Source organism: Bradyrhizobium sp. in8p8, from assembly GCF_000426845.1.
Classification (GTDB): Bacteria; Pseudomonadota; Alphaproteobacteria; order Rhizobiales; family Xanthobacteraceae; genus Bradyrhizobium; species Bradyrhizobium japonicum_C.
Window position 1 is genome coordinate 212,822 of sequence record NZ_AUGD01000009.1, and the last position, 12,567, is coordinate 225,388.

Annotated in this window: 13 protein-coding genes; 2 read left to right on the top strand and 11 right to left on the bottom strand. The window is 63.4% G+C overall.

The window, feature by feature from the left end:
- A complete protein-coding gene (purC, locus tag K408_RS0123165) occupies positions 1-768 on the bottom strand; it encodes a phosphoribosylaminoimidazolesuccinocarboxamide synthase (RefSeq protein WP_173015815.1) in 768 nt (255 codons plus the stop codon).
- Positions 769-1,088: 320 nt separating this feature from the next.
- Between purC and K408_RS0123170 the strand changes: the two genes are divergently transcribed.
- On the top strand, positions 1,089-1,412 hold the full coding sequence (locus tag K408_RS0123170) for a DUF1476 domain-containing protein (RefSeq protein ID WP_024340887.1): 324 nt from the start codon (positions 1,089-1,091) through the stop codon (positions 1,410-1,412).
- 10 nt (positions 1,413-1,422) lie between these two features.
- On the opposite strand, the gene K408_RS43490 is transcribed toward K408_RS0123170, so the two are convergent.
- The 8 genes from K408_RS43490 to K408_RS0123210 form a co-directional block, all read right to left on the bottom strand.
- A complete protein-coding gene (locus K408_RS43490) occupies positions 1,423-1,812 on the bottom strand; it encodes a hypothetical protein (RefSeq protein ID WP_024340888.1) in 390 nt (129 codons plus the stop codon).
- A 113-nt stretch (positions 1,813-1,925) separates the two neighbouring features.
- The gene (gene cynS, locus K408_RS38485) at positions 1,926-2,414 is read right to left on the bottom strand and encodes a cyanase (RefSeq protein WP_024340889.1); all 489 of its coding nucleotides are present in this window, start codon (positions 2,412-2,414) and stop codon (positions 1,926-1,928) included.
- A 16-nt stretch (positions 2,415-2,430) separates the two neighbouring features.
- Entirely contained in the window at positions 2,431-3,354 is a 924-nt protein-coding gene (locus tag K408_RS0123185; protein ID WP_024340890.1) for an ABC transporter ATP-binding protein, read from the bottom strand.
- Between the two features lie 5 nt (positions 3,355-3,359).
- Complete coding sequence (ntrB, locus tag K408_RS0123190) at positions 3,360-4,199, bottom strand: nitrate ABC transporter permease (RefSeq protein WP_024340891.1); 840 nt, start codon at positions 4,197-4,199, stop codon at positions 3,360-3,362.
- A 169-nt stretch (positions 4,200-4,368) separates the two neighbouring features.
- A complete protein-coding gene (locus tag K408_RS0123195) occupies positions 4,369-5,751 on the bottom strand; it encodes a CmpA/NrtA family ABC transporter substrate-binding protein (protein WP_024340892.1) in 1,383 nt (460 codons plus the stop codon).
- A gap of 118 nt (positions 5,752-5,869) precedes the next feature.
- Positions 5,870-6,748, bottom strand: coding sequence for a sulfurtransferase (locus K408_RS0123200; protein WP_024340893.1), 879 nt, complete (start codon positions 6,746-6,748; stop codon positions 5,870-5,872).
- Positions 6,749-6,799: 51 nt separating this feature from the next.
- The gene (locus tag K408_RS0123205) at positions 6,800-7,912 is read right to left on the bottom strand and encodes an acyl-CoA dehydrogenase family protein (RefSeq protein ID WP_024340894.1); all 1,113 of its coding nucleotides are present in this window, start codon (positions 7,910-7,912) and stop codon (positions 6,800-6,802) included.
- A gap of 35 nt (positions 7,913-7,947) precedes the next feature.
- Positions 7,948-8,490: an OsmC family protein gene (locus K408_RS0123210; RefSeq protein ID WP_024340895.1), complete on the bottom strand. Its 543-nt coding sequence runs from the start codon at positions 8,488-8,490 to the stop codon at positions 7,948-7,950.
- Between the two features lie 244 nt (positions 8,491-8,734).
- On the opposite strand from K408_RS0123210, the gene K408_RS0123215 reads away from it, so the two are divergent.
- A complete protein-coding gene (locus tag K408_RS0123215) occupies positions 8,735-9,385 on the top strand; it encodes a TetR/AcrR family transcriptional regulator (protein WP_024340896.1) in 651 nt (216 codons plus the stop codon).
- A 138-nt stretch (positions 9,386-9,523) separates the two neighbouring features.
- Here the strand turns inward: K408_RS0123215 and K408_RS0123220 are convergent, their stop codons facing one another.
- Positions 9,524-10,963, bottom strand: a complete 1,440-nt coding sequence (locus tag K408_RS0123220; protein ID WP_024340897.1) for a DUF1254 domain-containing protein — start codon at positions 10,961-10,963, stop codon at positions 9,524-9,526.
- A 119-nt stretch (positions 10,964-11,082) separates the two neighbouring features.
- Positions 11,083-12,291, bottom strand: a complete 1,209-nt coding sequence (locus K408_RS0123225) for a TrmJ/YjtD family RNA methyltransferase (RefSeq protein WP_024340898.1) — start codon at positions 12,289-12,291, stop codon at positions 11,083-11,085.
- Positions 12,292-12,567 lie beyond the last annotated feature (276 nt).

The following is a 12,567-nucleotide window of genomic DNA, read 5'->3' on the forward strand; positions in this document are numbered from 1 at the left end:
TCAGCTCTTCACCAGCACGGGGCCTGAGCCCTGCGGACGCTCGTTCTCCATCAGGATGCCGAGACGCTTTGCGACCTCGGTATAGGCCTCGAGCAGGCCGCCGAGATCCCTGCGGAAACGGTCCTTGTCGAGCTTCTCGTTCGACTTGATGTCCCACAGCCGGCAGCTGTCCGGCGAGATCTCGTCGGCGACGATGATCCGCATCATCTCGTTCTCGAACAGGCGGCCGCACTCCATCTTGAAGTCGACGAGGCGGATGCCGATGCCGAGGAAGAGGCCGGTGAGGAAATCGTTGACGCGGATGGCGAGTGCCATGATGTCGTCGATCTCCTGCGGCGTGGCCCAGCCGAAGGCGGTGATGTGCTCTTCCGACACCATGGGGTCGTTGAGCTGGTCGTTCTTGTAGTAGAATTCGATGATCGAACGGGGCAGCTGGGTGCCCTCCTCGATGCCGAGACGCTGCGAGAGCGACCCGGCGGCGACGTTCCGCACCACCACTTCGAGCGGCACGATCTCGACCTCGCGAATCAGCTGCTCGCGCATGTTGAGACGGCGGATGAAGTGGGTCGGCACCCCGATGTCGTTGAGGTGCTGAAACAGGTACTCCGAAATCCGGTTGTTGAGGACACCCTTGCCCTCGATCACCTGATGCTTCTTCGCGTTGAACGCGGTGGCGTCGTCCTTGAAGTGCTGGATCAGGGTACCAGGTTCCGGGCCCTCGTAGAGAACCTTTGCCTTGCCTTCATAAATGCGACGCCGACGGCTCATGGGGATGTACCGTGTTTTGTTGAAATCCATGAATTTGGTGTGCTCCGGTTGACTAGGATGGGACCCACAGCGGAGCTGCCGTGAACGGCGAGGAACCCATCCATAACCCAGAAAACAGAACGGGAACCAAGCCTTTAGGCAACCTATCCGATTGGCTGTCCGAGCACAATCGATCCGGCCGTCCGGCGCCAACTTATACCGTCTTGCCTGCGGCTTAACGGCCCGTTGTTTTTGCCGATTCGTGCTATCTATGTAGGCATGCAGCCGGGGCGCCGCAACGGAAGGGCCCCGCGCCATTCAGCAAGGATTTGGAACAAGGCATGAGCGAGTTCGACAAGCGCCAGGAAGGTTTCGAGAAGAAGTTCGCCCTCGACGAGGAGCAGAAATTCAAGGCGGAGGCGCGCCGAAACCGGCTTCTCGGCCTGTGGGCAGCCGAAAAGCTCGGCATCACCGGTGACGCCGCCACGGCCTATGCCAAGGAGGTGGTCGCGGCCGATTTCGAGGAGGCCGGCGATGCCGACGTCCTGCGCAAGATCACGGCCGATTTCGCCGCCAAGAACGTTGCCGTCACCGAGCAGGCCATTCGCGCCAAGATGAGCGAGCTGCTTGCGGTGGCCGCGGCCGAGGTGAAGGCGGGGAAATGAATCCCGCCCTCTATTTCAGCGTGATCTGAAAAGCCATCGAGCCGTTGATATTGAAGCCCTCCGCTTGCTGCGGTCCGAGTTGCCGGTTGATGCTGGTGTTAACCGACTCCAGCCGGCAATCGCGGGCGATCACCTCGCGCAACAGATCGCATTCGCGCGCCGCCATCTCATAGACCGCGCGGCGCGCGCGCTCGCGCAGCTTTTGGGCCTCCTCGCTGTCCCCGCTGGGGCCAGCGACAAAGAAGTTGATCGACGTTTGCACGCGGACCGATCCTTCCTGCCGCAATGCACCGCCGCCCTGCTCGACAATGGCACGCTGGCCAAGTGACTGTGCCATGGCGGAAGCAGTCATGACCAACATGCCAAGGGCTGCCGAAACAAGGAGCGAACGAGCTTTCATGACGTTTACCTGTGGTTGAAGCAACGCCTCTCTGCTAGCTTCCAGAGATTGCGATCAGGCAAACCCTGGAGGGCAAACATCGGGACGCCGCTTCACCACTGGTTAACCGCTCCTCACCCCTCCTTGAAGCCGTATTCCGGCACATTGCCGCTGGCGCCGTAGTACTTGTACGGCAGGAACTTGCCGCTCATCGTGATCTTGACGCGATCACCCTTCGGGTTGGCGACGCGCTCCAGTGCCATGTCGAAGTCGATCGCCGACATGATGCCGTCGCCGAACTCCTCCTCGATCAGCGCTTTCCAGGCCGGGCCGTTCACCATTACCATCTCGTAGAATCGGTAGATCAACGGATCGGTGGGCGGCATCGGCGTCCCGGTGCCGCGCATCGGCACCTCGTTGAGCATCGCAACTTCCGCCTTCGAAAGGCCGAACAGCTCGCCGGCGTTCGCGGCCTGCGGCTTGGTCAGCTTCATCTGGCCGAGGATCGCGCCGACGATCAGCACCTCCGAATAGCCGCCGATCTTCTCGCAGATGTGCTTCCAGCTCCAGCCCTTCTCGCGTTTGATGTCGAGCAGCTTCTCGGTGAGGTCTTCGCGCTTCATGTCAGGTCTCCTTGGGTTAGGCACTCAATCCGGGGCTGGTCCCGGGCATCCAGGTCTGCCGCGGTTCGTCGCTGCCGGCCGCGATCGACAGTCCGGGCTTGCCGATCTGCACCACCGGTACGTTGCGCGGATCGTGGCCGGGCGTCTCGGCGACGAAGGTCTTGCTGCGCGTCACCAGGAAATCGATGATGTGGTTGCGCAGGGCGTAGTAGAGCGGATGGCGGTGCAGATCGGTGCGGCCGCGGTCCCTCGGCAGCGGGTTCTCGACCACCTCGGCCAGCACGGCGCCGGGGCCGTTGGTCATCAGGAAGATCTTGTCGGCGAGGTAGATCGCCTCGTCAACGTCATGCGTGATCATGAACGCGGTCTGTCCGGTCTCCAGGCAAATACGGCGGACCTCGTCCTGCAGCGTGCCGCGCGTCAGCGCGTCGAGCGCCGAGAACGGCTCGTCCATCAGCATCATCTTCGGCGTGATCGACAGCGCCCGCGCGATGCCGACGCGCTGCTTCATGCCGCCCGACAGTTCGGACGGACGCTTGTGCTCGGAGCCGGAGAGACCGACGAGATCGATGAAGGTCTGCGCATGCGCCCTCACTTTGGCGCGGTCCCAGTTCCGCCACTTCGAGCTGACGGCATAGGCGACGTTGCCGAGCACGGTGCGCCAGGGCAGCAGCGCATGGCTTTGGAAGATCACGGCGCGATCGAGGCTGGTGCCCGAGATCGCCTGACCGTCGACGATGACGGCGCCCTCGCTCGGCGCATCGAGGCCGGCGAGGATGTTGAGCACCGTGGTCTTGCCGCAGCCGGAATGGCCGATCACGCAGGCAAACTCGCCGCGCGTCATCGACAGCCACAGGTTCTCGAAGATGGTGGTCGTGGCACCGCCCGCACCAGGATAGCGCTTCGCGATGCCTTCGATGGAGATGAATTTGTCGGACACCGCTGCTACTCCGGAAACGTGACCATGCGCGTGAAGCGCGCCAGGATCTGGTCGAGCAGCATGCCGATGACCCCGATCAGCAGGATCGCGATGATGACGTTGGTGATCGACAGATTATTCCACTCGTTCCAGACGAAGTAGCCGATGCCGGTGCCACCGACGAGCATCTCGGCGGCGACGATGACGAGCCAGGCGATGCCGATCGAGATGCGCATGCCGGTCAGGATCGTCGGCGCCGCGGCGGGCAGGATCACGGTGAAGGCGCGCCTGATCGTGCCTACCTCGAGCGTGCGCGCGACATTGATCCATTCCTTGCGCACGCTGGCAACGCCGAACACGGTGTTGAGCAGCATCGGCCAGATCGAGCAGATGAAGATGACGAAGATCGCGGAGACCGAGGAATCCTTGATGGTGTAGAGCGCGAGCGGCATCCAGGCCAAAGGCGAGATCGGCTTCAGCACCTGGATGAAGGGATCGAGCGCCTTGCTCAACAGCGGCGACATGCCGATCAGGAAGCCGAGCGGGATGGCGACGAGCACTGCCAGCAGATAGCCGGTGCCGACCCGCGCGATGGAATAGGCAAGCTGGATGCCGAGCCCCTTGTCGTTTGGCCCGTTATCGTAGAACGGCCGCTTGAGGTGCTCCCAGAGCTTTGCCCCGACGTCGAGCGGCCCGGGCATCGCCGATTTGCCTTGTGTGGCCGTCAGCCCCATCAGCTTGGCGTATTCCGGGCTCATCGTCGTCGTCGCCCCCGTCGAGCGCGTTGCGATATGCCAGATGCCGAGGAACGCGGCGAGCAGCACGATGGAGACGAGACCCGCACGGAGACGGAGGGAGGATGTCATCGCGCAAGGCCTCTCCAGATGTCGTCCCGGCGAACGCCGGGACCCATACCGCGGAATTCATCGAGCGCGGCCGATAGGCGCCCCGAACAACAAATCTTCCCCAAGCGCCTCACCGTGGTGGTGGCTGCCGGCGTTCGCCGGGACGACGCTGGGGAGAGAGCGAAGACCATCACGCCCCCTTCCTGATCTTGAAGCTCGCCACATAGTCCTCCGGCTTGGCCGGATCGAACGTCTTGCCCATCACCGCGAAGGATTTGTAGGCGCTTGCAGGCGGCGACAGCCCCATCTCGGTCATCAGCTTCTTGGTATCGGTGGCGAGATACACCTGCTCGGCGATGGTCTTGTAGTCGACCTCCCCCTTGATCTGGCCCCAGCGCTTCATCTGCGTCAGCATCCAGACAGCGAAGGACTGCCAGGGGAACGGATCGAAATCGACCCGCTTGGCATCGGTCTTCACTCCGCCGAGGCCGTCGGCATAGGTGCCGGTCAGGACTTGCTCCAGCACCGTCACCGGCGCATTGATGTAATTGGCCGGCGCGATCGCTTCCGCGATCTGCTTGCGGTTCTCCGCCTTCGACGCGTAGGCGGTCGCATCGACGATGGCGCGCGTCAGCGCCGCAAAGCTGTTCGGCGCGGTGGTGATGAATTCGCGGCTGGCGGCGAAGCTGCAACAGGGATGGCCGTCCCAGATCTCCTTCGACAGGATGTGCATGAAGCCGACGCCGTCATAGATCGCGCGCTGGCAGATGTTGTCCGGCGCGAGGAAGCCGTCGATGTTGTCGGCGCGCAAGTTCGCGACCATCTCCGGCGGCGGCACCGAGCGCAGCTGCACGTCGGTATCAGGATCGATCCCGTGCTCGGCGAGATAATAGCGCAGCAGGTAATTGTGCATGGAATAGTCGAAGGGGATCGCGAACTTCATTCCCTTCCAGTCTTTCGGGTCGCGCTTGTCCTTGTGCTTCATGGCAAGCGTGATGCCCTGCCCGTTGATGTTTTCGATCGCGGGGACGGCAAAGGGAATGGCGCTCGAGCCGAGGCCGAGCGATATCGCGATCGGCATCGGCGCCAGCATGTGCGCAGCGTCGTATTCCTTGTTGATGGTCTTGTCGCGGACTACGGCCCAGCCGGCGGTCTTGACCACTTCGACGTTGAGGCCGTGCTTCGCATAGAAGCCGAGCGGCGCCGCCATGATGATCGGCGTGGCGCATGTGATCGGAATGAAGCCGACCTTGAGGTCCTTCTTCTCCGGCGTGCCGGTCGCGGCGAAGACCTCCGTCGCCGTCTTGAGCGGAAAGAATTGCGACAGCGCCGCAAGCGCGGTCGACGCACCGACCGATTTCAGGAAGGCGCGGCGTGCCACGTCCTGCGGAAACATCGCGCGCATCACCGCGGACGCGACGACACCCTCGTAGCGCTTGTCCTCGCTTTCGATGGGCTCGCAGCGCAGGGCCGACGCGGCCTGCTCGTGCTCGAGGGCCGAGCGGTGCTGGCCGCAAACGCAGCCCGCCTGGAGATTGCGGTCGGAATCAAACGGATCGTCGAACGTGGACATGCTGTTGCGCCCCTTTGTCACATCGCGCGGCGAACGCCGTTGTCCGCCACCTCGGCTCAAGATTCCATCGTGGCCCGGCTAAGCCTTGCGCAGCCGGACCACGATAAACATGCAGGTTCTATGCCGCCTTGCCTGTTACCTGGGCAGCCACCGGCAATCCCTGCTCGATCGGCAGCGACGGGTCGCGCGACCATTCGTTCCAGGAGCCGAAGTACATCCGCACGTCCTTCACGCCGGCGTTCTTGAGCGCCAGGAACGTGTTCGAGGCGCGCGCGCCCTTGAAGCAATACAGGTACACCGGCGTGCTCGGCGTGATGCCGACGGTGGCGCATTCCGCCAGGATCTCGTCCTTGGATTTGAAGCGCGGGCCTTCGGCGGTCGGCTTCATCATGCGGTACCATTCCAGCCACACGGCGCCGGGAATGCGGCCCTTGCGCGGGCAGAAATCCTTTCCGTAAGGAGAAGAGCTGTCGCCGATCCACTCGTCGACATCGCGCACGTCGAGGATCGCGACCCCGGGCTTGCCGACCGCGGCAAGCATGGTCTTGGCATCGATCAGGATCTCGCCCGCTTCCGGCACGATCGGGAACGAGGCCTTCACCGGGGTCGGAACGTCCTTGGTCACCGGCAAGCCCGCGGCCGCCCAGGCGTCGAAGCCGCCATGCAGCACCTTCACCTTGGGATAGCCGAGCATGGTGAGCAGATAGTACCCGCGGCAGGACTGGCCGAAGCCGGAATTCATCGACTGCTCATACACCACCGCCGTTTCCTTGCCGGACAGACCGGCGGCGCCGAAAGCGTCGGCGAACTTGGTCTTCAGCTCGCTGATGCCTTCGGGCGTCGAGGTTGCAAGATAGGTGAAGATGTCGTGCACGTTCACGGCATTGGGCAGATGTCCCGCGGCATAGGCGTCGGGATTGCGGGTGTCGATCACGACGCACGGCTCTAGCTTCAAGAGATCGGCAAGTTCGCTGGCAGAGATCAGAACGTCCGTCATTGGCAGCCTCTCCGTTGAGGTTGGGTGGTCTTCTGGGTGGACTCGTGAAGCTCAGGATTCGGCGAGCATCTTGCGCAGCTGCTTGGTGGCAGGCGTGACGATCGCGACGAAATAGGCCTCGCGCAGGCGCCGCTGCGCGCGGTGGCTTTTCAGGTAGCCGCGCGCGCCACAATGCAGCATCGCCGCATGCGCCGCCGCGACGCTGGCGTCGCCGGCGCGAAGCCGCAGCGCGATCACCTTGCGCCAGTAAGCGTCCTCCTCGTTGTAGGGATCGCGCGCCAGCGCCATGGTCTCGGCGTCGAGCTCGGCAGCGAGATCGCGGAAGTGCACCGGCTGCTGCGGCAAATAGCGGTTGATGTGACCGAGCGGATTGTCGACCTCATCCATGATGCTGATGCAGTCCTTGATCAGGCCGAGTGCCATGCCCGCCTGGAGCAGGATGAAGCCGGCGCGGATCTTCTTGACGAAGGGACCTGCGGGATCGGCCAGGATCAGATCATCCGGCACGAACACGTCGCGGAACTGCACGCCGTAAGTGCCGGTCCCGTCCATCGCGAGGAACGGCTTGCAGGGCGTCAGCGTGATCGCGGGGTCCGAGCAGTCGGCCAGAAACATGACCAGTCCCGGCTCGTCCTCGCGCTCGAAAATGGTGCCGAAATAGTGGTCGGGACCGAGATTGGAGACCCAGGGGAGCACGCCGCGGACGATGTAGCCGCCCTCGACCTTGCGCCCCTTCAATTTGAGCTTCTCGATCCCGAAGAAGCTCTTCATCGGATTGGAGAGGCCGGTGCCGCCGAGCACGCGACCGGTCGAGAAGGCATCGCCGAAACGCTTGGCCAGCTTCGCATTGGTCGAATTGGCAGCGTACCAAACCAGCGTGTCCTGACACCACTTCATGAATGCCGTGCTGCCACAGACCTCGCCGACGGCCGCCATCGCCTGGATGGCGCAGCGCAGGTCGGCGGAACCTTCGTGCGGCACGTGGTTGCCGAAGGCGCCAACCGCACCGAATTTGCGCAGCACCTCTGCCGGATAGACCGATCCGTCGTCGATGCCGGCGGCGAGCGGCGCGAGCTGCTCGCGCGCGATCCGCGCCACCTCGTCTGGAATGGACGGTGCGGGCTGATCCAAAACGTCGGCCCGCGATAAAGCCAGTGAACCCATGATCGTCTCCCGCACCTTGTCCTGGTTGCTATCAGCTAGATGCCGACCTCGAGATTGACCGGGCGGGTGAAGGTGTTGGCGACCGGCGACCACTTCTTCACATGGGTGACCAGCGCGTTGATCTCGTCCGGCGAGATGCCCTCGCATTCCATGTCGACCTTGACGCGCACGTCGGTGAAGCCGACCGGCTTGTCCGAGGTGTCGCCGGTCCCCCAGACCGCGGTGATGTTGAGATCGCCTTCGAGCTCGAGCTCGAGCTTGTTCACGATCCAGCCGCGGTGCACGGCGTTGGCGTGCAGGCCGACCGCAAGGCAGGAGCCGAGCGCCGCGAGCGAGGCTTCCGACGGATTGGGCGCGGTATCGTCGCCCAGGAGTCCCGGCGGCTCGTCGACGATGTAGGGCGGCAGGTTGCGGATGTAGTTGGCGTGGCGGAACTTGCCCTCCGCGACCGTCTTGCACTTCAAGGTCTTGATGACCTTCGGATTCGCCTTGCCATTGGCGATCAGTTGCTCGAGGCCATTCTTGTCGATGGGTGCGAGGCAACCCGTCAGCACTGTCTTCTGAACGACGGCAGTCATCAATCTTCTCCCTGGCAGAAGTGGAAATCGGCAGGATACCGAACGGTCTGTTTCCTTGCATGGAACGTGCCAAGACCCGCCAGGATCAAAATGCGAGGGGGTTGAGCCGTTTAGCGGCCCGCCTGACAGTTGATCGGCGGCGCGCTGCACAAACGCGGTGCAAGTGAGCGGTCGCTTGCGAATAATTTCAGCGCCAACCACATGCGGCTTGCTGATGCGATGCAGCTGCGATTAAGTTGCAGCTATGGCAAAGACGTCATCGAAGAAGAATTCGAATTCGCCCCACGCTGTTGCAAGCGACGACGAATCCGCGCGCGGGCGCCTGCTCAGCGCCGCATCGCATCTGTTCTGCAAGAATGGAATCAACGCCACCGGCATCGACGCGATCATCGAGGAAGCCGGCACTGCGAAGACCACGCTCTACAAGCTGTTCGGCTCCAAGACCAATCTCGTCAACGCGGTGCTGGAAAGCGAAGGCAAGCAGTGGCGCGAATGGTTCATCGGCGCCATGGAGCAAGGCGGCGGCGATGCGCAGGCGAAACTGGCGCGCATCTTTCCTGCACTGAAAAGCTGGTTCGCGGAAGAACGCTTCTACGGCTGTCCCTTCATCAACGCCGTCGGCGAGCACGACAAGGATGCGAAACAATTTCGCAACATCGCGCTAAAGCACAAGAAGATCGTGCTCGGCCATATCGAGAAGCTCGCCGGCGAGTTCGGATCGACGGAGCCTGCGGTGCTGGCTCACCAGCTCGGTCTCATCATCGACGGTGCCATCGTCGCCGCGATGATCTCGCGCGATCCGGGCGTCGCCGATACCGCCGCGCTCACGGCAGGCCCCCTGCTCGGCCAGTCCAAGCCGAAGAAGAAGCGCGCCGAGCAGCTCGAGGCAGTGTAGGCCCGTAAGGCGCCAGCAAAATGCAACCGCTCCAGCGGGCACGCGAGGATTCGGATGAACGTGTCCGCCTCGAGTGGCGCCGAAAGCGGGAGCGGTCAACCACCTGCGGCGTTCGATTCAACCGAAAGCCATTCCGCTCTAGCTGCTCGTCACCCGACGGACCGGCGGCGGCTTCCAGGTCCCGTTGATGATCGATGGCGACTTCTCGTTGGGCCAGTACATGCGCAACATCAGCACGAACTTGCCCGCTGGAGCGGGAAGCCAGTTGCTCTCCTTGTCAGGACCGGGATTGTCCTTCTGAATGTAGAGATCGACCGAGCCGTCTGGATTGGCTTTCAGCTTCTCGCGGGCACTGATGGACTGGCGGTTGATCGGATTGGCGACGAAGAAGTAGTTCTCGTCATACATCGTCAGCGACCAGAAGCCGCCGACCGGAGGAAGCTGCCCCCTCGCGAACCGCGTGACGTATTTGTTGCTGCCGACATACTCTTTGCCGTCGGCGTCCTTCTGGGATGTCGGATAGCATGCATCCTGAATCCGATTGGCGCCAAGCCCGATGGCCGTGACAAGGGCACGGTTGAGATAGTTGGTGCCGTAGACGCCGGCTTCGGCGTCGAAGGCCCAGCCGTTGATATTCCTGATCGCCTTGTTGACCTTGAACTGGAGCATGATGCGATCGAACGCCACCTGCGGGACCCGCTTGGCGAAGGCAGCGTCGAACTTGCCCGCGTCAAAATCCTTGCCGGGGACAAGGCCGATCTTCGCGAACCGGGCGACCTCGGCCGCATCCGCGGCAGCCGGCGGATTGCGCTTCATCAATTGCGCGAGAAGGTTGAAATAGGCAACTGCGTCCAGGCGGTTGACCTGCTCTCGGACCGCCGTCTTCATGTCGATCGACGCATCGACCTTGCCTGCCGGAGGCGTATAGGACTTGCCGTATGCGCTGAGCGGTACGAGCTTGAACTGATCCTGTAGCGCGTGCACGGCCGCATAATCCTCCTGCGTGCCGGTGCAGTAGATGCGGCCCAGAATCCACACCATGCTTGTAGGTGATCTGTATTCCTTCACGCCGGCGGGAAGCACTCCTTTCCAGCCCGGGCCCGTGATCGCGTATGTCTGCGCCCTGGTGCCAGTGGTGCGCTTGCCCGGCACCTGGAATACATTCGTCCAGCCGTCGAGCATCGGAAAAAGGAAGTAGCGGTCCTTCATGTCCGGCATGCTCAGGACCCAGGGCTCGTCTCCCACGTCGATCCAGGCGGTCGTGTAGAGGGTATCGGCATTGGGTGCCGTGACGTCCTTGAAGCTCGCATCGGGGTATTTGCGGAGCTTGACGAACTGCCCCATCGGTCCGCGGGTACCTTCCACCGCCGCAACGTTTGTCATGACCCGGCGGGTCATTTCCATCGTCACGAGCGGGTATCCGTAGATATAGGCGTCCTGGGCGAGCCAGAAATCTTCGCCGCCCTCCAAAGCCCTGACGACTGGGCCGTCAAACTCGGCGCGTGCTGCTCGGGAAATCGCAAGCGCCGACACGGCGGCGCCGAAGGCGGCAAGTGCTTGGCGACGGCTGATTGACATGTCGAACCCTCCCTGCTGCCTCGAGCGTAACCAGCGGGGTTCCATGCTCTTTGACATGCATCAATGATGCTGGATGGCCTTGGACCGGTGTCGCTTTGCCTGCCAATCGCTGCCGTGCCCTACGGAATGTCTGAGTGTCCCGCCATCATCTCCTGCAGCCGCACGAGCTCCGCCTCGAGATCCCGCTCCACATCCGCGGCGCGAATGTCGAGCACGCGATAATCCCGCGCTTCCAGCCAAGCGCGCCGCGACGCGCGGTCTGCGGCGATGGCTTCGCTCTCGCCCGGGTTCACAAGCTCGATTGCGATCCGGTGCGGGAAGGACACGAAATCAGGAATGTGGCGGCCGACCGGGGTCTGGCGCTTGAACTGGCCGGCAAAGCGGCGGTCGCGGGTCAGCGCCTGCCAGAGCAGGCGTTCGGCATCGGTCGGGTTGCGGCGAAGCAGGCGGGCGAGACCGCGCACGGTCGAGCCGCTGTCGGGCATGCCGCCGCCCTGCCCGTGCTCGGCCAGCAGCGCGCGCAGGCGGGTCGCCTGCTCGCCGTCGAGCACGCCGCCCTTGGCCGGCCCCTTGCGCCCTTCCGCGATCGCCATCACCACGCCGTGCAACGTGTGCATGTCCTGCTTGGTCGGCTCCATGCGGGTAAAGATGTTGCGCAGGTTGACCAGCATGGTGTCGCGCTTCTCGGCGGGCCGCAGGAATTCGACCTTGTCGAGTTCGCGCACGAGGTTGTCGAAGAAGGCCTGCATCTGGTGCTGCGAGGCGCGCTCGGAGCGCTCCGGCATGGCGTGCGGCAGCGCGCCCGAGGTGGCCCGCTTGAACCATTCATAGCCGACCAGCAGCACGGCCTGGGCGAGATTGAGCGAGGCAAAGCCCGGATTGACCGGGAAGGTGATGATCCGGTTGGAGAGCCCGACCTCCTCGTTGGTCAGCCCCCAGCGCTCCCTGCCGAACAGGATGCCGGCCTTGCCGCCGCCGGCGACGTGCCCCGCGATCTCGCTGGCTGCGGCTTCCGGCCCCACCACGGGCTTGGCCTGGTCGTGGGGGCGCGCGGTGGTGGCGAACAGGAGGTCGAGGTCGGCGACCGCCTGCTCCACCGTGTCGAACAGTTCGACCTTTTCCAGAATGTGGTCGGCGCCGGCCGCGGCGCGCTGGGCCGCGATGTTGGGCCAGCCGTCCCTGGGATTGACGATGCGCAAGGCACCAAGCGCAAAATTGCCCATGGCGCGCGCGGCCATGCCGATGTTCTCGCCCAGCTGCGGCTCGACCAGGATGACGATGGGACCGTCGAGGGAAAGGCCCGCCTTGCTCTTGTCAGTCCCCGACATCTCGCTTCGCTTTCACACTGTCTCTCAAGGCCCTGGCAAGGCACTGCAAGGAATGGATTCAGGGCGGCCCTTCGCCATGCCCCGCCTGTCGTTTGCCTGTCCTGACGAAATTCTCAAGGGAAATAACGACTTGGATTCGACTTTTGAATCTCGCCGGGAACGCGAGCCCAGCCCGGCTGTGGGCGGCTGGCCGCTCCCCGCCTGCGGAAGCTGGATGAGCTAAAAGTGCATGATCCCTTGGCTTTCGCCCGCCGCGCGGCGATGCTAAGAGGCGGC